Source organism: Ammoniphilus soli (genome assembly GCF_040813775.1).
On the sequence record NZ_JBEGDL010000005.1, the window covers coordinates 64,239 to 83,067 of the forward strand.

Genomic DNA, 18,829 nt, shown 5'->3' on the forward strand with positions numbered 1-18,829 from the left:
TTTACAATGCCGACTCCAAGTATGGAAGACTATTTGGAGAAGATCTATACGCTCATCGAAGATAAAGGATATGCTAGAGTATCCGATATTGCTGAAGCTCTTTCCGTACACCCATCCTCCGTCACCAAAATGGTCCAGAAGCTTGATCACAATAAATATCTTGTTTATGAGAAATACCGTGGACTCATCTTAACTGCCAAGGGGAAAAAGGTGGGCAAGCGGCTGGTTGATCGCCATGCGCTTTTAGAGAATTTCTTGCAGATGATTGGGGTATCGCAGGACCAGATTTATGATGATGTAGAGGGCATCGAGCATCATCTGAGCTGGGATGCGATTACCTGCATTGAATATTTGGTCCAGTACTTTAATGAGGATCCTGCACGGCTAGAGGACTTGCGCCGATTGAAGCTAATCGATGAACAAATGGATCAGGACAAGAAAGAGGGAACATAAAAAGACCTATCAGAACAAACTCTGATAGGTCTTTTTCTCCTAGTGAAAATGGCTTTTATTTTCCTTGTCCTTCGGTGACTTCCCTTTCTTGCTTCCTTCAATCACCTTGAAAGGAATCTCGCGCGGGCTTTTTTTCAATCGCGTAAGCTTCTGCATCTCCGTTGGAGTTAGCTTGCCTTTTTTCTTCTGATTCTTGAGCGCCTTTTGATACCCCTTGTCAGCTGGCCGTCTCCCTCCCATAAAGCGGCTGAGGAGATAAATGATCCCGATTGAAAAGGCAATGGAGATAAAGAGCATCATAGGGTTGGTCTTTAATACTTTGACTAAGCCAACTGCAGCTAATGAAAATAAAACAATGAAAAACAACTTGGTGTTATTGGTCAAAGTGCCTCACCTCATTTTCACTATTGGGTAATCAAATCGCCCATTCCAAACCTTAACCTGTTGGTGCTACCCGTTTGGCAATCTCTGTGCTTTGATCCTTTTCCATCATTTTCCGGAAGGATGATATGGCCACTTCCACTTGCTTATCCTCGGGCTCCTTGGTAGTCAGCTTTTGCAGCCATAAGCCAGGATACCCCAGTAAGCGGAGCAGAGGAATATCGCGAAGCTTATTGGTGAATTGCAGCACTTCATAGGAAACGCCAATGACTAAGGGAAGTAGGAGGATTCGCTGATAGATCCTTTCCCATAACGAATCGTACTGGAAAAATGAATAGATAACCACGCCTACTAGAACAGTGAAGATAATAAAGCTGCTTCCGCATCGGTAGTGGAGCCTCGAAAATTTCTGTACATTTTCGACGGTTAGTTCCACTCCTGCTTCATAGGTATTAATCACTTTATGCTCGGCACCATGGTATTGGAATAGCCTTTTAACCAGCGGGGTTTGCGAGATGGCAAACAGATAAGCTAACAAAAGGATAATCTTAATGGCCCCTTCAATCAAATTTTGCAGGATATTGTCAGTTACCCATCTGGTAAATAAAACATCAGCCAAGATTGCTGGGGCAACGGTAAAGATTAGCTTTCCAAAAATGAAGGAGAGAACGCCAATCACAGCGACCCCTAAAACCATGGTCAAGTTCCAGGAAGAATCCTTCTCTTCCTCAACCTTTTCTTCCCCAGGGTCTACATCATACCTCTCGGTAGAAAAGTTGAGGTGCTTCGACCCGTTCGCACTGGCTTCGATTAAACCAACAATTCCCCGGATAAAGGGGATTTTCTTTAGCTTGTTTAAGGTAGGGTTTTGCTTTCGCTCTTCTTCGAAATACTCGATGGAATCATCTTTCCGTCGGATGGCCGTCACGATGACCTTGCGACCGCCAAACATGACTCCCTCGACAACGGCTTGACCCCCGTAGGCTATCGGTTTTTGTTGTGACAAGGTTATCTTCCTTTCCTAGCTGTATCCCCAATTTAGAAAGAAAGGGAATAGTATATTTCCTTTTATTTTACATCATTACGGGCTTGTATTTCCAGTGGGTTAAACCCGATATTTTGTAAGAATTTGTTAGAAGGGGAAAAGGATGAAATGTGAACAATTAGCAACATTTGCCGGTTGCGCTTGAATAAAGGAGGTTAAGATAAGTAATATGAAATACGGAGGGGGTGAATAGAGATGAAGCGTTTAGTATCAATGGCGATGGGTTTAGTATTGATCGGTGCCTTGACTGCATGCGGCGGGGGTGGAGATCAAGCTGCACCAGCACCAGCCGAGAAGCCAGCAGAGCAGCCGGCTGAACAACCAGCCGAAAAGCCTGCTGAACAACCAGCGGAAAAGCCAGCTGAAGGCGGTACAGTGGATGCTGCAGCTGCTGAAGAGAAGTTTAACCAGGGGTGTGCTGCTTGTCATGGAAATGACCTTTCTGGAGGTGCCGGACCTAACCTTCAGCAGGTGGGAGGCAGGCTGAGCCAGGAAGAAATACTTGGCATTATCAATAATGGAAAAGGCGGAATGCCTCCAAAAATGCTGCAGGGCGCTGATGCAGAACTCGTTGCCGCATGGTTGGCTGAGCATAAATAAGATACTAGTGAGAAGCCAGGATGGTTAACCATTCTGGTTTTTATCTTTTTAAGGAAAGATAAACCGGGCATACTAATGGCAACTCATTGACGGGGGTAGACGAATGGAAGAAGCAAAAAATGAAAGCAGGAAGGATAGTAAGGCACGCAAGATCCGATCATCGCTCATCGTGGGAGGAGTTGGAGGGGCATTTTGGGCCATGCTCCACTATGTGGCCTATTACATGAACTTTACGAAAATCGGCCCATCCATCTATGTAGCTCCTTTTTTTCAGTCGGATGCCGTTAACCGCCCTCTGGCCCAGTTGGCAGGCGTAGGTGTAGCGACAGTGCTTTCCATGGGTATTGCCTTGGCTTATGTTTTTTCGCTTGCCGAATTTTACAGCCCCTGGATTGGAATCGGACTTGGGATTGGGATGTTTGGTATCTTTTATTATGGTGTAAGCCCATTGCTGGCGCTGACCAAAAAGCCGATTCATGTATTAGGGATGAATACCTTTGCCACGGAACTATCCTTATATATCCTCTGGGGGTTATTTGTCGGGTTCTCATTGTCCACCGAATTCTCGAGTAAAAAGGAAGCCGATAGGTAGTATTCAAAATAAGGACCATATGATAAAATTGGCAAAGTAACGAATGCAAAATCTCCCAGTTATAGGAGAAGAACAGGCCTACCATGTGACGGAGGTGAGCGATTGTGAATCATCGCTTAGTGGAAGTGCAAAGACGGATGAAGGAGAAAGGGCTAGATAGCTTGCTAATTACAAGCCCTTATAATCGCCGTTATTTGAGCGGATTTACCGGCAGTGCTGGATATCTGCTGCTCACATTGGAGAGGGCGCAGCTAATTACGGATTTTCGATATGTTGATCAAGCAACCGAACAAGCGCCGGATTTTGAGGTCATTCGCCATGAAGGACCGATTCTTCAAGAAGTCGGAAAACAGTTGACAGGTCTCCAAGCCCTAAAGACGGGGTTTGAAAAGCAATATGCAACTTATGCATTGTATGAGGGATTATTAGCCTGTCGAGAAAATGGGGAATGGGTCGGGGTACAGGGATTGGTCGAGGAATTGAGGATGGTGAAGTCGGCTGATGAAATAGCTGTGATCAGACAAGCCTGTCAGATTGCAGATGACACCTTCCAGCATATTCTAGGCTTTATTAAACCTGGTGTTACGGAAAGAGATGTAGCCATTGAACTCGAGTTTCATATGCGAAAGCTGGGCGCTGCGAGCTCTTCTTTTGATATTATCGTCGCTTCCGGAGAACGTGGAGCTTTGCCTCATGGCGTTGCGAGCGACAAGGTGCTTAACCCAGGAGAGCTGGTGACAATGGATTTCGGCGCTTATTATAATGGATATGTTTCCGATTTGACTAGGACCATCGCTGTCGGGGAGCCAAGTGAGAAGCTGAGGGAGATTTACGAAACAGTCCTCCAAGCCCAACTGGCGGGAGTTCAGCAAATAAAGCCAGGGATCACCGGGAAGGAAGCGGATGCGCTGACTCGGGATGTTATTTCGGAGGCGGGGTATGGCCAATATTTTGGACATAGCACGGGTCACGGAATAGGACTTGAAGTGCATGAGGGTCCTGGGTTATCATCTAAAAGTGATGTTGTGCTAAAACCCGGCATGGTTGTAACGGTCGAACCAGGCATTTATCTCTCGCAGCTGGGTGGAGTTCGCATCGAGGATGATGTCATCATCACGGAGAATGGTTGTGAAATCATTACCCAATCGACCAAAGAGCTTATCATTTTATAGATTTATTTCAGGAGGAAGTTTAGATGATTTCAGTGAACGATTTTCGAACCGGGCTTACAATTGAAGTAGATGGAGATATCCTTCAAGTTATTGAATTCCAGCATGTTAAGCCTGGAAAAGGTGCAGCTTTCGTCCGCGCCAAGCTAAGAAACCTTCGCAGCGGAGGCATTAAGGAAACGACCTTCCGCGGTGGCGAAAAAGTGGCGAGAGCTCGCATTGAGACAGCGGAAATGCAATACCTGTATGCGAGCGGCGACGAACATGTATTCATGAATACGTCTACTTATGACCAAGTAAACATTCCGGCTAGCCGCTTGGAGAGGGAATTAAAATTCCTATTGGAGAACATGATGGTTTCCATCATGCAATATGAAGGCGAGATCCTAGGCATTCAGCTTCCTAACACGGTTGAACTTACCGTTAAGGAAACGGAGCCAGGAATCAAGGGAGATACCGCTTCTGGCGGAAGCAAGCCTGCCGTAATGGAAACGGGACTTGTTGTTCAAGTGCCTTTCTTCATTAATGAAGGCGACAAGCTATCTATCGACACAAGATCGGGAGAGTATTTGTCCCGTGCCTAAAAAAAGGAAGCCCGTCCTTCGGGCCTCCTTTTTTTATTTCAGAAAGAAATCGGCCAGTTTAACAAAAAGAGCTGTTATGCCTGCTGCCATTAAAGGCCCAACTGGAATACCCTTCAGGAAGATGATGCCAAAGATGGAACCAATAACGAGTCCTACGATCATTTGGGGCTCCATCCGCAAAAGATCAAGCCCTTTGCCGTTCATATAAGTGGCGATGGCTCCTCCTGTGAGCGCCATAATACCGTAAGGTGTGGTAAAGAGCGGCGTAACATCTTTCCAGCTGATTTTTTCATTCGCGAAGGGAACCAAAACGGCCATGGTCAAGAATAGTAATCCTAACTCCAAACCCCTCCTTTCCACGGCCGGAAAAAATCTCTCCAAGGATGTAAGCTTTAGGATCAGCAAGAGACTTGCTGCTGTAGCAATTATGTTAGAACGGCCAACTAAACCGATGATAATCAAAATAACTAACAACAGTTCTCCTGTCATTTCGCATTACCCCTGTCCCAAGGTCTCTTTAGAATCTATGAAGGGACAAGGAGGTTTATTCTTTGCCGATTAGTTTTTCCTTTGGGGAGTAAATGGTTAAGGATTCATCTTTCAGATAGGGGACAAGGGGATACAGGTCTTTTTGAGCGCAGAACTCAATGTCCGCAAGATTTCCTGCTTGCATGAGTCTTTTACCTGTAGCTGTCTCCTGCAAGGTTTTGGGTAATTGGTCTTTGTGGAAATCATATGCGGCAAACATCGCTTGGCCTAAATCGTTGATACAGGGATCGGGGATCTTAGTCAAGAGAAAGGATAAGATATAACCTGCAGCTAAGCCGTCTTCTAAAGCAAACTTTTGCCGTGAACCAGCACAAAGGATGGTGATATCCCGCCTAAACTGCTGGGCAAGCTCAGCGCAAGCCCTGCCGTTTAAAAAGGAGCCGATGAGGACGGCCTCGGCTTTTAACGATTTCTGTATGGCTCGGGTTCCGTTCGTTGTCGTTAAGACTAGCGAGCTGTCTGCAAGGGGAGTGGAGCTTAATTCAGTCGGAGAATTTGTATAAGGAAAGCCTGCAATTCTTTTCCCGTATCTCTCGCCAGCAAGCAAATACTGGTTTCCATGAAACTGTCGGGCCTGGCCAACCGTCTCTACAGGGATGACTTCGTTGGCTCCATGAGCTAAAGCCGTTACTACGGTACTGGACGCGCGGAGAACGTCTATAACGATGACCGTACGATGCTTAATTTCCTCCATTTTCACTTCGTCAACTTGCGATACAACTTCTACTTTCACTGCTCTTCCCTCCCCATGCCCCAAAAAAAGGTATCAGAACGCAAGCCTCTTCTCAAGGACTCAACGGCATAAATTTCATCGGGCGGGATATTGCCTAAGTGAACATTAGGTCCGAACGAGTTGATTAGCTCTACTTGCTGATTTTTTTTTGGGGCTTCCCAAATAATGTGCTCCAGATAAGGCCGGATTTCCTTCAGTATGGAAGAAAAGTTGTCTTGAATGCAGCCATTTTGGTCATAGATTCCAACATTTTCGCCTGACTCCCTGCCCTCAATGATGACAAAGCGGGCACCGGCTTGTAAGTCGGATAAGAGAGTAGTGATTAGCTCCTCTGCATCGATTTGCGAACCCGCTATCTTTTTGCCGCATTCTGTAATCACATCGAAGTCGGCCTGTCTAGCCTGCAAGATGGCATCCCTCCTGGCCACTATCGGCAAGTCAACGGTTCCGTCGGAAATTTCAAGCTTCGTAAATCCTAGCTTCTTCATACTTAAGATATACTCTCTGGTTTTTCCTTGGTGATAGGCGACTTCGAAAAATGTTCCCCCTGGATAGACATCTACATTATATTGTTTGGCCATTCGCAGCTTGGCTTGAAGCACTCTTGGAGGGTATAGGGCGGTTGTGCCAAAGCCTAGCTTAATATAATCAATATAGTTTCCGGCTGTATCCAGTAAATCTTGAAATTGTCCGAGTCCTAAGCCTTTGTCAATAATCATCGTAATGCCCTGCAAGGCCCTTCTGCTTTTTCGGAGACCTAGCGGATCATGCAGAGTCAATTCTTCGAGTGAACAGAATTCTTCAGACATCGTATCTCCTCGCTTAAACCTTATCGTCGAACTGCAATCAATATATGCATACCAGCCTAGAATAGGAACTTGTCTTAGATTGGTCGGAACTTGCATATGTATGTTACAGCGAAGAATCGCCATTTGAAGAAAAGGCAGGAGGATGAACCATGTTTCATATGTTGGAGAAGGCCATCATCGGGATGGCCCTGCTTCGGTTGCTATCCGGGAGTATCGAAATTTTAGCTGCGCTGCTGATGGTGAAGTTCAACGAAGTGGAAAAGGCATTAGTTATCAACAGTTCCCTAGCCTTAATGGGGCCACTGATTTTGATTGCCACGACTACAATTGGTCTGATAGGGATTACCGATAAAATTTCCTTTGGCAAAATTATTTGGATTTTGCTCGGGGTTACTTGTATTCTGATCGGCGTAAAGAGCCGCTGAGCCCTCCCCAAGGGGGCTGTGTGCGGAAATAAAGTCCATTAGAAGCCAGTTGAACAACTCTTTGCCCTTGGTAGGACAGGCGTGATTAATCTTGGGTATGAGACAAACTTCTCCTTGGGGCAAATCATGGAGAAGCTGGTGGCGGTATTTCATCATGTGCCGTTCATTTCCGCCGTAGACAAGCAAGGTCGGGGTATCAATGAGCTTCAGCCGTTGCCGGATATCAAAGGCGAGGGATCCCTTGATCATTAAGTCTGTTTCCTTTAGCCTAGCTTTTTTGGCTTCATGCTCAAAAAGCTGAATGTGTTCCTCAGTAGCTCCATTTGCGCGAGCAACCTGCTTAGAAAGCCAATCCTTCATATGGACTTTGCCTAGGCAAAAGCTGCCAATCAGCTTGGAATAAAGAAATACATTAGACACCTTAGGAAAAGCCCCTACAAGCGCTGCCCCCCAGGCTGTTCCCGGAAACTGGTCTAAAAACTGCAAGGCTATAATCGAACCCGTTGAATAACCGACAAGGAACGTCTTTTGTATATCTAAATGATCCAGCAACCCTTTAAGATCCTCTGCCAGTTCCTTAATGTAATCTTTGGGATCCGTTGGGCGCGAGGAGATCCCGCTGCGTCCGTGTCCCCTCAGGTCATATGTTAAGATGCGGGCTCGATTTTGGAGACAAGACACTTGCTCGAGCCAGTTGGTATGCGATAAACCCATGCCGTGGATAAATACAATGTGGTCATGACCGCGACCGGACTGCTCAAAATAGATGGGAACACGATTGATCAGAGCATGCGGCATCCTTAAGCCTCCTTTCCAATGCTCGGTATTGGTGTGACTTTAGTGTAAATCTTTTTGAACTAAGACATACTAGAAAAGACCCCCAGAGAAAAGCTGGTTGGGGTTCTTCTAGTAGGCATTAATTCACAAGTCCTGGAGCGGGAAATGAAGGAGGATGACTCAAATGGATCAATTGCACAATCGTTTAGCGTACTTGCAAGGCATGGCAGATGGGTTAGGGATGACGACCGAAACAAAAGAAGGTCGCATTATTATTGAATTGATGGATGTAATCGAAGAAATGGTCATGACAATGTCAACCTTGCAAAATCGTATGGATGAACAAGACGAATATATCGAAGCGATTGATGAAGACTTGGCTGATGTTGAAGAGTATGTAGAAGCGATTGATGAGGATCTAGATGATGTGGAAGACTTCCTGTCTGATGTAGAGGATTTCTTGTTTGACGATGAAGATGACGATGAGTGGCTAGATATGGAAGATGATGAATATGAATATGAGCTTGACGATGAGGATGATGACGATATCATCTATTTTGACGATGAAGACGATGATGATGTGGTCTATGTAGACGGTGTCTACGATGAGCTAGATGAGGCAAGCGGGTACGATGACGACGACGTCGGATATTTTGATGTGGAATGTCCAAACTGCCAGGAGCTGGTCAGTGTAGACCAAGACATCTTTGAAGACGATATGGTTGCGGAAGTACTCTGTCCGGAATGTCATGAGGTTATTCTCGTGAATGATGACATTGAGGGAACAGACGAGTTTGAGAATTATGTGATTGACGAAGCATAGGCTGACAAAGGAAAGGCACCTCATATTGAGGTGTTTTTTTTATGCTGCCATAACATATTTCCTGGTCACTCCTGCATAAGATGAGGAATAAATAGGACAAACTTGTCGGTTCCCCATGGAGGATTTGCACTAGGAGTGATGATAATGGACCCGTATTTGATGTCAATGATGCCTAAGGAATTAAGAGAGCTATGCCGCAGGCTGCCGCAAGAAGTTCTATCTTCATTGGAAGAAATTCGAATACGCAAAGAACAGCCGGTTGAGTTTATTTATGGACAAGTTTCCCGTTTCCTAAGCCCAGATGGGGCCTTGACCCACCATCATGCGAAAGGCTGGAGGGTTTTGGCAGAGCAATTGGATAAGATGGTTAACCTGATTAGCCAACACTCCATCTACGCTCTGGAAGAAGAACTGAAAAGAGGCTATGTCACGGTAACGGGAGGACATCGCATCGGCATTGTCGGGAAGGCTTTAGTCGAGAAAGGGGAAGTAAGGACGATCCGGGACATTTCAGGGCTTAATGTACGGATTGCCCGTGAAAAAAAAGGAGTAGCTCTACCGCTTATCCCTTATCTGACAGAAGAACAGCTCGTGCGAAATACGCTTATAGTGTCTCCGCCGCAATGTGGAAAAACGACCATTTTGCGCGATCTCGCCCGTGTCTTCAGTTACGGAAATCCGCATATGTCAGGCAAAAAGGTCTCCATTATAGATGAACGGTCAGAATTGGCCGGATCGGTTGGCGGAATCCCGCAAAAGGATGTCGGACCTCGAACGGACATTTTAGATGCTTGTCCGAAGGCCGAAGGAATCATGATGCTTATCCGGTCCATGTCACCGGACATCATCATTGCCGATGAGATTGGACGCCCTGAGGATGCGGTGGCGATCCAGGAAGCATTAAATGCCGGCGTTACTGTCATTACCTCGGTTCATGGCGCCAGTCTTACAGATATTAACCGCCGCCCGACGATCAGCCGGCTTATTGGACAAGGCGTATTTCAACGGTACGTTTTCCTGGGAAGGTCTAGGGGGGTTGGGACAATCGAACGCATCTATAACGAAAAATTTGAACTGTTGAGCGGGGTGACATAAGCCTTGCTGAAGCTAATCGGTGCAAGCATTATCCTATTTTCCGCGACAATGATTGGGTTTCAGGCCGCTAAGATGTATGCCCATCGCCCGAAGGAAATTCGGCGTCTCAGTGTGGCCTTGCAATTGCTGGAGACGGAAATCTGTTACGGTTCGACCACCCTTCCGGTCGCCCTGGAGCATGTGGGGCGCAGGGTAGCAGGGGAGATTGGGAACATTTTCAAGCAAACGGCTAATTACCTGTTTCAGTATGACGGACTATCTACCATGGATTGCTGGGAGATGGGGATCGAAAAAATATGGCCCAAAACCACCATGCGCCAAGCGGAAAAAGAAATCCTCCTCCATTTGGGAAAGGTTTTGGGCAAAAGCGATAAGTTGGATCAACAGAAGCACATCCGGCTAGCGGTCATGAATCTGCAAAAGGAGGAAGAAGAGGCCCGAAGCGAGCAGCAGAAGTATGAAAAAATGTTCAAAAGCTTAGGCGTTCTAAGCGGAATATTGGCCGTAATCTTAATGTATTAAGGGGTGGGAAGGATGCCGTATGATATTAACGATATTTTCCAAATTGCCGGTATAGGTATTGTTGTAGCCATGATTCACACCATTTTAAAGCAGGCGGGAAAAGGGGATTGGGCCGACTGGATAACCCTTGTCGGGGTTGTTGTTGTCCTTTATATGGTCGCGACTTACGTTCATGACCTCTTTCAGGAAATTAAACGCGTCTTCCTATTCAAATAGAAGGGAGGAGAAACCGTGGATATTATCCAAATCGTCGGGCTAGGTTTAGTCGCCACCGTTCTGACGCTGATTGTCAAAGAGCAGAAACCGATGTTTGCCTTCATGATTGCCCTGGTTACAGGGATTATTATCTTTTTGTTCCTGATTGGCAAAATATCGGAGGTTATCCGAATTCTTGAACGGATGGCGGTTCAAGCGAACTTAAATATGATTTATCTGGAAACGATTTTAAAAATTATCGGAATTGCCTATATTGCTGAATTTGGCGCGCAGATTACGCGGGACGCCGGGCAAGGAGCAATTGCTTCCAAAATTGAATTGGCAGGGAAGGTGCTGATTCTTGTGATGGCCGTTCCTATCATTACGGTCATCATTGAAACGGTCATCAGCCTATTTCCAACATAAAGGAATGATAAAACCATGGAGCTATATTTCCGACTCGTTTTCATGACCTTCATCCTCCTAACCTTCTCAGCCGAATGGAGCCATGCCAATGTTCAAGAATCGGTCATTTCGTCCCAAGTGGAGCGGTTGGATCTAAGCCAAGTGGAAGAGTTTTGGAAAGATTTGATGGCCGATTACAAGGGGTATCTGCCCGGCAGCGAGCATCCCGGCATTGTTTCGCTCATCATGAGCCAAGGGGATGAATTTTCGATTACGCAAGCCCTGTCCGGAATCCTGAAATATTTTTTGCATGAGCTCCTGATCAACGGCAAGCTTCTCGGAATGATCATTATCATTACCGTCTTTGCTATGATTCTGGAAACCATGCAAAGTGCTTTCGAGAACAATGCAGTCAGCAAAACAGCGTATGCGATCTCGTATCTGGTGCTTATCATTCTCGCGATCAATAGCTTCCGTATCGCCATCGGCTATGCACAGGAAGCCATCGGAGACATGGTCAGCTTTATGCTCGCGCTGATGCCGCTTGTCCTGGCCTTGCTGGCAGCCATGGGAAACCTGGCATCCGTGGCGATGTTTCATCCTTTAATTATTTTTATGGTTAACGTAAGCGGCACCGTGATTTCTACGATTATCTTTCCGCTCTTATTCCTGTCAGCTGTGCTGAGTATTGTGAGTTCCTTATCGGACAAGTATAAGGTGACTCAGCTCGCAAACCTGCTGCGCAATGTAAGTCTGGGTCTGTTAGGGGTCTTTTTGACTATCTTTTTAGGCATTATATCGGTACAGGGAGCTACAAGCGCCGTCGCGGATGGGATTACCGTGCGTACGGCTAAATACGTAACAAGCAACTTCGTGCCTGTTGTCGGGAGGATGTTTGCCGATGCTACGGATACCGTACTGGGAGCGTCCCTATTGGTCAAAAATGCAGTCGGGGTTGCAGGAGTCTTCATCCTCATTTTGCTTTGCGCCTTTCCGGCCATCAAAATTTTTGCCCTGGCCCTGGTTTATAATTTCTCATCCGCTATCTTGCAGCCGCTCGGGAGCAGTCCTATCATCAGCTGTCTTTCGACGATAGGGAAAAATCTTATGTTTGTGTTCGCGGCTTTAGCGACTGTCTGCCTTATGTTTTTTCTAGCAATTACGATTATTATTTCAGCAGCTAATCTATCTATAATGGTCCGGTAGGTGAAACCGATGATAGAAGCGCTTAGTTTATGGCTTCAGAAAATTATTTTGGTTGTTTTGATTGCGACTTTCTTGGACATGCTCCTTCCTAACTCGGGAATGCAGCGATATGTCCGAATGGTTATGGGACTCTTGATTCTTCTTACGATTATTTCACCGATCCTGGAGATCCTTAAAAAGGATCTGACGGCTGAAAAAATTGCCATGCGCATCATGAAGTTGAATAGCGGGGCTACTCAGAATGAGTGGGAGCAGATGAAGCAATACAGTGAGCGGTTGATGCAGCAAAGTGAACAGGATACCCAGGAGTTTGTCCAAATCCAGCTCCAGGACTTGATTCGAGCTAAGGTCGAGGAAGACTATGGGGTCCGTGTCAGCAGCGTCCAGGTTAACTTCGGGAAAGAAAAGAATAAAGAACAGGAATATCCTGTCATTTCCTCCGTACAATTAGTATTGGACAAAGATATACAAGCCACCAGGCCAGAGGATGGGGGAAATCTGAAAATCCAGCCCATCGAGCCGGTGACAATTAGTGTAAACGGGGAAACTTCTGGAAATGCATCGACTGTCTCTACCTCTCCTGAGCTTTCTGCTGCCGAGCGGAAGCTGCTAACAGATATTGAAGGCGATATCGCAAACACTTGGAGTATTGACCGCAGTCAAGTTACAGCAAAAGTAGAAGGGAAACATGAGGAGGGATAAGATGAGTAAAAACGGATGGTTTTCCAAATTGAAGGAGAAATGGAGTCATGGAGAGGAGGGAGGAAAACGCGTCAGCACGTTTCAAAAACTAATCGTACTGGGAGGAATCGGGGCAGCCGTCATGATGTTTTCCTCATTCGATACGGTCAAGAGGGTAGCAGAGCCTCCCCAGGAACCCGCCCCGCCCTCAAATGAACAAGCTGTATTCTCCAGCAAGGTGAAATCAGGTGACTTATCTATTGCTGATTACGAAGAGCTTTATGAAAGCCAATTGAAGGGGATCTTGGAGGAAGTAATCGGGGTAGGGGAGGTTTCCGTCATGGTGAATTTGGACTCCAGTGAGGAAGTCGTGGTTGAGAAGGATGTCAACGTAAGGAATTCCCAGACAAAAGAAGTAGATAAAGAGAAGGCCACTAGAGACATCACCGACTCCTCCCGCGATGAAAGGGTGGTTCTAGTTAAAGGTGAACAAGGAGACCAGCCTATCGTCATCAAAACCCTAAAGCCGCGAGTCCGCGGAGTGCTGGTCGTAGCGAAAGGAGCGGAAAGCGTGAAGGTGAAGGCATTCATTACCGATGCGATACAAAAAGCTCTTCATGTGGAACCGCATAAAATATCAATTTTACCTAAAAAAGGGTAGGGAGGTACTAGAATGGTACTAAAAAAACAGACGGTTTGGCTGCTTTCCATGCTAACCATTATGGTTGTTTTATCTGCCTATTATTTGCTCCAAGGACCGATTGAACAAGTTCCTGTAGCCTCAAATCCTTCTATGCAAGAGATGGCGAAAGACTTGCAAGTGGATAGCAAACAGGTGGATATGCAAGAGCAAGGGAAAGAACAAGGACAAGAGCAGGATGTTGCTCAGGTGATTCCTGGCAGTGCCTCGGATTATTTTATCGAGACGAAGATGGACCGGGATGAACTGCAAGCGCAAAGAATGGAAGAATACCTATCCATTATGACGAATGCAGAAGACGAAAAGGCTGTGACTCAGGCAAAGTCAGATTATGACAAGCTTGTAACCCAACAAGACACGGAAATGACCGTGGAGAGCTTAATAAAAGCTTTGGGATATGAAGAAGCGGTCATTATTTCGAAAGATAACCGAGTAAATGTCATTGTTCAAGCTGAAAAGCTGGAAAGGCAAAATGCGGTTGAAATTATGAAGCTGGTAACCCAGCATATGGAAGTTCCTTCTAAAAATATCATCGTAACTTATAAGCCTTAAGCTGAATGTGAAGGAGAGCCCGAACGCGGGACTCCTTCTTTTTTGTCCTGCACTGTCAGAGAATTGTAACTCCGTTACACGAGTTGGAGTACGAGGAAAGCCTACAGGTCTTCTTGTCAAGTTTTCTGGCGGGCAGATTGTGGCTTTGAAGGAAGAATATGATATAATATGGGATATTTAGATTATGCTACAGGTTTTAAGTTAAATGAGGAGTGCTGTGAGATGTTGAAAATGCATGAAATCAGGGAGATTATTAAGCTGCTGGACCAATCCAGCGTTCAGGAATTTGAGCTGGAGAATGAAGGCTTGCGGATCAGCGTCAAGAAGGGAGCAAAAGTAACAGCCGTGCCAGCGGCTGAGAAGCCGGCAGTTGCGAAAATCTTGCCGGCACCTGTTCAGGTCGTATCAACGCAAACGGCGGCTCCCGTCGAGAAAGTCCCTCAGCCGGAGGTTCCGGTCAAGTCAACCCAAGCTGAGGAGCAACCGATAGCGGCAGAGGACACGCTTGAAAAAATCGTTTCCCCGATGGTTGGGACCTTTTATTCAAGGCCGGAACCGAACGCCCCTTCCTATGTCAAGGTCGGAGATAAGGTTAATGCCGACAGCATCGTTTGTATCGTGGAAGCGATGAAACTGTTTAATGAGATTGAAGCGGAAATCTCGGGCGAAATTGTAAAAATTCTTGCCGCCGATGGACAGCTGGTGGAATACGGGCAGCCTCTTTTCCTAGTGAAAACCAAGTGAGATTAAGGGATTGCAATAGGTCCTGGCGTTGTAAAAAATGGACTGAATTGTTATAATTTAGTAGGAGGTGCTTCAGTGATGGAGATGATCGCAGATTTTGAAAAAACGGAATTGGGCAAGATCGAAATAGCTCCTGAGGTAATTGAAGTCATTACAGGCCTTGCGGCAGCAGAAGTAGAAGGGGTCGCTCATATGAGCGGGGGATTCGTTGGTGACATTGCCGAGCGTTTAGGAAGAAAGAACCTAGCGAAGGGTGTCAAAGTAGAAGTAGGCAAGAAGGAAGCAGCCGTTGATGTATACCTTATTGTAAAATATGGGTACAAGATTCCTGAGGTTGCTCGCAATATCCAGGAAAATGTGCGCCAGGGCATCGAGAACATGACAGGGCTTAAAGTTGTAGAAGTGAATGTTCATATTGTGGATGTAGAATTTAAGACGGAAAAGAAAGTGGAGGTTGAAGAGCCTCTGCATCGCGTAAGATAAGTGACGGACAGACCCCTTTGTCGAGGGGTCTTATCTATTGCTCATCACGATTTGAGGAGGGATTTCTGCGTTGAATTTATTTGATCGGTTGATCTTGTCCCTTTATAGCCTTGCTCTTACGATATTATCCATCATCGTTATTGCTGCCGCTTTAAATCTCATTCCCTATGAGATCGTTCAATCCAATATATTATCCATTTATGAAGCGGAGAATATGAGATATGCCTACCTGGGCGTTGCTGTTCTTTTCTTCTTGATTAGCTTGAAGTTTTTGCTTCAAGGCTTCCGGAGAGTAAAGGATCGTTCCCGAACGGAAGCGATATCCCAGCGTACGGAGATAGGCCACGTAAGCATCACGGTAAACACCATCGAAAGCGTAGCGCTCAAGGCAGCCCGCCGTGTCCGTGGAGTTCGGGAAGTGAAAAGCGTGATAAGGTCTGATGATACAGGCACCTCCATCCTCATGAAAGCATCGGTTGATGGCGAAACACCCGTTCCGACGATTGTAGAGGAGATTCAAAAAGGAGTTAAGGAACAGGTTGAGTCGATCATTGGGATGGTGATTAAGCAAGTTGATGTGAAAATTACCGAAGTAGCCCAACAACCATCCACCAGATTAAGCCGTGTGGAATAGGGGGAGTGGTTTTTATGTTTTGGCAGTTTTTCAATGAGCATCCGGGGAAAACGCTGGGCGTTCTCAGTGGCTTGATTCTAGGAATTTTGTATATCCTGCTCGGCTTTCTCAATACCTTGGTTCTGTTGGTCTTTGTGGCAACCGGCTTTTACTTTGGGAGAAAGTACGATAACCGGGAAAGTCTTACGGAAGTATTGGATCGCATTCTACCCGGTAAATTTACCAAGTACTAATAAGGGCAAATGCCCTTTTTTCTTTTTCGGATTTAGGAGAGACTAAGAACAAAATTATTTACGGTAAGGTGATGATCATAGATGAAACGTCGCGAGGCGCGTGAAAAAGTGGTACAGGTACTGTACCAGATCGATATGAGAGGGATAAGCACGGCAGAGGCCTTGAAAGCTACATCGGATGATCCTATGGATCAGCAAGATAAGAACTATTTGGAATCCATCGTTACGGGTATTCTTAGCCGTCAGAAAGAATTGGATGATTCCATCAAAAAGTATCTGCGCAATTGGTCTTTGGAGCGTTTGGGGTTTGTAGACCGTGCCATCCTTCGATTAGCGGCCTACGAAATCTTTTACATGGACGATATCCCGGACAAAGTATCTGTGAATGAAGCCATTGAATTAACCCGAGCATTTGGCATGGAGGATTCTGTAAAATACGTCAATGCCGTTCTAGCGAACCTCGTAAAAGAAAAATCGGGTGTAGCGGAAGAGGTTCCACAAGGTGAATAAAGCGATTCTAGGGGTGGATACAAGCAATTACCGAACCTCGCTTTGCCTTGTCGATCTGGAAGGTCGCGTCATCGCTGAGGAAAAGAGGCTGCTGACAGTTAAGGCAGGTGAGAGGGGCCTTCAGCAATCGGAAGCCGTTTTTCAGCATATTCAGAGGCTGCCTGAATTGGCGGGGAAGATGGCCTGGGACGATTATTGCGTCACCGCGGTTGCCGCAAGCGTGCGGCCAAGACCGGTTGAGGGATCCTATATGCCTGTTTTTAAGGTAGGAGAAAGTTGGGCTCATGGAATTGCCACCTTTCTCCGCGTTCCTCTGTATTCCACCAGCCATCAGGAAATGCATATTGCAGCAGGAGAATATTCAACAGAGCAACGTCCGATACAAGATCGCTTTTTGGCCTTCCATTTGTCTGGAGGAACGAGTGAGCTTCTTCTTTGCGAACGCACATCAGAGGGGTATGGGATTGAACTGCTCGGGGGAACATTGGATCTACATGCAGGACAGTTGGTCGACCGAGTGGGTGTGGCTTTAGGTCTTCCTTTTCCAAGTGGGCCTTACCTCGAACAGCTGGCCAGGGAGACCTGCGAGGATCCGATTCGTGTCCCGGCTACAGCGAAAGGGTACCATTTCCATCTTTCCGGTGCGGAGAACCAGCTTATGAAGCAAATCGCTGAAGCTTCCGTCAGCAAGGCAGCCATTGCAAGAGCTACGGAGCTCTGCATTGCAAAGAGCCTGGAAAAGGTCATTCGATATGCGGTAGAGCAGGGGCACCCCAAAGAGGTGCTCATTGTAGGGGGCGTAGCAGCAAACAGCTTTATCAAGGCTCGCTTAGTCGAACGTTTGCAACATCCTGCGGTAGGATGTTCGTTGTTTTTTGCGGATCCTGCATATTCTGGGGATAATGCTTTTGGAGTGGCTAGAATTGGGTTGAAACACTACCTAAATACGAACATTACATAGTTTTTCATTGTATTATATTCGTATATTTTATTTACAAGCTAACTCCTACACGCTAAACTAGACTTATCAAAAATAATCGTAGGGGGTTATGATTTATGTCAGCAGTCATCATCGATGGAAAACAGGTGGCAAAGGATATTCGCGAAGAAATTCGGTTGGAAGTGGAAGGCCTTATTCAACAAGGCGTACGTCCGGGGTTAGCGGTAGTTCTTGTAGGTGATGATCCGGCTTCTCAGTCTTATGTGAAGGCCAAAGCTAAAGCTTGTGCGGAAGCGGGCATCTATTCCTTAGAAATTCGAAAAGCGGACACCATCACAGAGGCGGAGCTCTTGCAACTAATCGAGGAATTAAATGCCAACGATCAAATCCATGGGATTCTGGTACAGTTGCCGCTGCCCAAGCATATTTCAGAAGAAGCTGTCATCCAAGCTATTCACCCTGAAAAGGATGTCGATGGATTTCATCCCATTAGCGTAGGGAATATGGTGATTGGAGCAGACTGTTACCTTCCTTGTACTCCACATGGGATTATCGAGCTGATTAAACGCACAGGCACATCGATTGCGGGAAAGCACGCGGTTGTTGTAGGTCGAAGCAATATCGTAGGAAAGCCGGTTTCTATGCTTTTATTAAAAGAGAATGCGACAGTTTCCATATGCCATTCCAGAACTGAAAATATAGCGGAGATCACTCGCCAGGCTGATATCCTCGTGGTGGCAGTTGGCCGTCCGCACATGATTGGAGCCGAGCATGTTGCGCCTGGCGCTGTAGTCATTGACGTCGGGGTTAACCGGATCGAAGGGGGCAAGCTTGTCGGGGATGTCCGTTTTGATGAAGTAAAGGAGAAGGCAGGCTTCATCACCCCCGTACCTGGAGGAGTCGGGCCGATGACGATAACCATGCTCCTAAAGAATACGGTAGAAGCGGCAAAGAAAAAAAGAACAAAGGAAATGCAGGAGGCTTAGTGT

General features: G+C 46.3%; 27 protein-coding genes and 1 pseudogene. 22 read left to right on the forward strand and 6 right to left on the reverse strand.

Annotated elements, in window-relative coordinates; all coding sequences use genetic code 11:
• The first annotated feature begins 6 nt into the window (after window positions 1-6).
• Window positions 7-453, forward strand: a complete 447-nt coding sequence (mntR, locus tag ABLT31_RS12275; RefSeq protein ID WP_367751849.1) for a transcriptional regulator MntR — start codon at window positions 7-9, stop codon at window positions 451-453.
• 39 nt (window positions 454-492) lie between these two features.
• Here the strand turns inward: mntR and ABLT31_RS12280 are convergent, their stop codons facing one another.
• Both ABLT31_RS12280 and ABLT31_RS12285 read right to left on the reverse strand, forming a co-directional pair.
• Entirely contained in the window at window positions 493-819 is a 327-nt protein-coding gene (locus tag ABLT31_RS12280) for an SA1362 family protein (protein WP_367751852.1), read from the reverse strand.
• A 70-nt stretch (window positions 820-889) separates the two neighbouring features.
• Window positions 890-1,840: a DUF1385 domain-containing protein gene (locus tag ABLT31_RS12285; RefSeq protein ID WP_367751854.1), complete on the reverse strand. Its 951-nt coding sequence runs from the start codon at window positions 1,838-1,840 to the stop codon at window positions 890-892.
• Window positions 1,841-2,074: 234 nt separating this feature from the next.
• Here ABLT31_RS12285 and ABLT31_RS12290 point away from each other — a divergent pair, with 234 nt between their 5' ends.
• The 4 genes from ABLT31_RS12290 to efp all read left to right on the forward strand — a co-directional run bounded on the left by ABLT31_RS12290 (window position 2,075) and on the right by efp (window position 4,824).
• Complete coding sequence (locus ABLT31_RS12290; protein ID WP_367751856.1) at window positions 2,075-2,479, forward strand: c-type cytochrome; 405 nt, start codon at window positions 2,075-2,077, stop codon at window positions 2,477-2,479.
• A 103-nt stretch (window positions 2,480-2,582) separates the two neighbouring features.
• Entirely contained in the window at window positions 2,583-3,071 is a 489-nt protein-coding gene (locus tag ABLT31_RS12295) for a YqhR family membrane protein (RefSeq protein ID WP_367751858.1), read from the forward strand.
• A 104-nt stretch (window positions 3,072-3,175) separates the two neighbouring features.
• Window positions 3,176-4,243, forward strand: coding sequence for a M24 family metallopeptidase (locus ABLT31_RS12300; RefSeq protein WP_367751860.1), 1,068 nt, complete (start codon window positions 3,176-3,178; stop codon window positions 4,241-4,243).
• Between the two features lie 23 nt (window positions 4,244-4,266).
• Window positions 4,267-4,824, forward strand: coding sequence for an elongation factor P (gene efp, locus ABLT31_RS12305; RefSeq protein ID WP_367751862.1), 558 nt, complete (start codon window positions 4,267-4,269; stop codon window positions 4,822-4,824).
• Between the two features lie 33 nt (window positions 4,825-4,857).
• Here the strand turns inward: efp and ABLT31_RS12310 are convergent, their stop codons facing one another.
• From ABLT31_RS12310 to comA, 3 genes are read right to left on the reverse strand one after another with little or no spacing between them, the layout of a single operon-like run.
• On the reverse strand, window positions 4,858-5,313 hold the full coding sequence (locus tag ABLT31_RS12310; protein WP_367751864.1) for a DUF441 domain-containing protein: 456 nt from the start codon (window positions 5,311-5,313) through the stop codon (window positions 4,858-4,860).
• 55 nt (window positions 5,314-5,368) lie between these two features.
• Window positions 5,369-6,106 (reverse strand): 2-phosphosulfolactate phosphatase, encoded by a 738-nt coding sequence (locus ABLT31_RS12315; protein ID WP_367751866.1) that lies wholly within the window; start codon window positions 6,104-6,106, stop codon window positions 5,369-5,371.
• Window positions 6,103-6,915 (reverse strand): phosphosulfolactate synthase, encoded by an 813-nt coding sequence (gene comA / locus ABLT31_RS12320; protein WP_367751868.1) that lies wholly within the window; start codon window positions 6,913-6,915, stop codon window positions 6,103-6,105. Before comA ends, ABLT31_RS12315 begins: the two co-directional genes overlap by 4 nt.
• Before the next feature lie 158 nt (window positions 6,916-7,073).
• Between comA and ABLT31_RS12325 the strand changes: the two genes are divergently transcribed.
• The gene (locus tag ABLT31_RS12325) at window positions 7,074-7,340 is read left to right on the forward strand and encodes a YqhV family protein (protein ID WP_367752365.1); all 267 of its coding nucleotides are present in this window, start codon (window positions 7,074-7,076) and stop codon (window positions 7,338-7,340) included.
• Window positions 7,341-7,469: 129 nt separating this feature from the next.
• On the opposite strand, the pseudogene ABLT31_RS12330 reads toward ABLT31_RS12325, so the two are convergent.
• Window positions 7,470-8,138 (reverse strand): annotated as a pseudogene (locus ABLT31_RS12330) (alpha/beta fold hydrolase); the annotation flags it as partial.
• 163 nt (window positions 8,139-8,301) lie between these two features.
• Between ABLT31_RS12330 and ABLT31_RS12335 the strand changes: the two are divergent.
• From ABLT31_RS12335 to folD, 16 genes are all read left to right on the forward strand, one after another.
• Window positions 8,302-8,940: a CD1247 N-terminal domain-containing protein gene (locus ABLT31_RS12335; protein WP_367751870.1), complete on the forward strand. Its 639-nt coding sequence runs from the start codon at window positions 8,302-8,304 to the stop codon at window positions 8,938-8,940.
• Between the two features lie 144 nt (window positions 8,941-9,084).
• Complete coding sequence (spoIIIAA, locus tag ABLT31_RS12340; RefSeq protein WP_367751872.1) at window positions 9,085-10,035, forward strand: stage III sporulation protein AA; 951 nt, start codon at window positions 9,085-9,087, stop codon at window positions 10,033-10,035.
• A 3-nt stretch (window positions 10,036-10,038) separates the two neighbouring features.
• Window positions 10,039-10,557, forward strand: coding sequence for a stage III sporulation protein SpoIIIAB (spoIIIAB, locus tag ABLT31_RS12345; protein WP_367751874.1), 519 nt, complete (start codon window positions 10,039-10,041; stop codon window positions 10,555-10,557).
• A gap of 12 nt (window positions 10,558-10,569) precedes the next feature.
• Window positions 10,570-10,773 carry a stage III sporulation protein AC gene (gene spoIIIAC, locus ABLT31_RS12350; RefSeq protein WP_367751877.1) on the forward strand — a complete coding sequence of 68 codons (204 nt, stop codon included), beginning with the start codon at window positions 10,570-10,572 and terminating at the stop codon, window positions 10,771-10,773.
• Window positions 10,774-10,788: 15 nt separating this feature from the next.
• A complete protein-coding gene (gene spoIIIAD / locus ABLT31_RS12355) occupies window positions 10,789-11,178 on the forward strand; it encodes a stage III sporulation protein AD (protein WP_367751879.1) in 390 nt (129 codons plus the stop codon).
• A 42-nt stretch (window positions 11,179-11,220) separates the two neighbouring features.
• Entirely contained in the window at window positions 11,221-12,363 is a 1,143-nt protein-coding gene (spoIIIAE, locus tag ABLT31_RS12360) for a stage III sporulation protein AE (protein WP_367751881.1), read from the forward strand.
• Between the two features lie 9 nt (window positions 12,364-12,372).
• Window positions 12,373-13,065 carry a stage III sporulation protein AF gene (gene spoIIIAF / locus ABLT31_RS12365; protein WP_367752367.1) on the forward strand — a complete coding sequence of 231 codons (693 nt, stop codon included), beginning with the start codon at window positions 12,373-12,375 and terminating at the stop codon, window positions 13,063-13,065.
• Window position 13,066: 1 nt separating this feature from the next.
• Entirely contained in the window at window positions 13,067-13,705 is a 639-nt protein-coding gene (spoIIIAG, locus tag ABLT31_RS12370; RefSeq protein ID WP_367751883.1) for a stage III sporulation protein AG, read from the forward strand.
• A 12-nt stretch (window positions 13,706-13,717) separates the two neighbouring features.
• Window positions 13,718-14,296, forward strand: a complete 579-nt coding sequence (locus ABLT31_RS12375; protein ID WP_367751884.1) for a SpoIIIAH-like family protein — start codon at window positions 13,718-13,720, stop codon at window positions 14,294-14,296.
• A 222-nt stretch (window positions 14,297-14,518) separates the two neighbouring features.
• Complete coding sequence (gene accB, locus ABLT31_RS12380; protein WP_367751885.1) at window positions 14,519-15,040, forward strand: acetyl-CoA carboxylase biotin carboxyl carrier protein; 522 nt, start codon at window positions 14,519-14,521, stop codon at window positions 15,038-15,040.
• Window positions 15,041-15,118: 78 nt separating this feature from the next.
• Window positions 15,119-15,523 (forward strand): Asp23/Gls24 family envelope stress response protein, encoded by a 405-nt coding sequence (locus tag ABLT31_RS12385; RefSeq protein ID WP_367752369.1) that lies wholly within the window; start codon window positions 15,119-15,121, stop codon window positions 15,521-15,523.
• 70 nt (window positions 15,524-15,593) lie between these two features.
• Entirely contained in the window at window positions 15,594-16,157 is a 564-nt protein-coding gene (gene amaP, locus ABLT31_RS12390; protein WP_367751886.1) for an alkaline shock response membrane anchor protein AmaP, read from the forward strand.
• Window positions 16,158-16,171: 14 nt separating this feature from the next.
• Window positions 16,172-16,390 (forward strand): DUF2273 domain-containing protein, encoded by a 219-nt coding sequence (locus ABLT31_RS12395; RefSeq protein ID WP_367751887.1) that lies wholly within the window; start codon window positions 16,172-16,174, stop codon window positions 16,388-16,390.
• Window positions 16,391-16,471: 81 nt separating this feature from the next.
• Window positions 16,472-16,900 carry a transcription antitermination factor NusB gene (gene nusB, locus ABLT31_RS12400; RefSeq protein WP_367751888.1) on the forward strand — a complete coding sequence of 143 codons (429 nt, stop codon included), beginning with the start codon at window positions 16,472-16,474 and terminating at the stop codon, window positions 16,898-16,900.
• Entirely contained in the window at window positions 16,893-17,861 is a 969-nt protein-coding gene (locus tag ABLT31_RS12405; RefSeq protein ID WP_367751890.1) for a tRNA (adenosine(37)-N6)-threonylcarbamoyltransferase complex transferase subunit TsaD, read from the forward strand. The genes nusB and ABLT31_RS12405 overlap by 8 nt, the downstream gene beginning before the upstream one ends.
• Window positions 17,862-17,956: 95 nt before the next feature.
• Window positions 17,957-18,826, forward strand: coding sequence for a bifunctional methylenetetrahydrofolate dehydrogenase/methenyltetrahydrofolate cyclohydrolase FolD (gene folD, locus ABLT31_RS12410; protein ID WP_367751892.1), 870 nt, complete (start codon window positions 17,957-17,959; stop codon window positions 18,824-18,826).
• The last annotated feature ends 3 nt before the right edge of the window (window positions 18,827-18,829 follow it).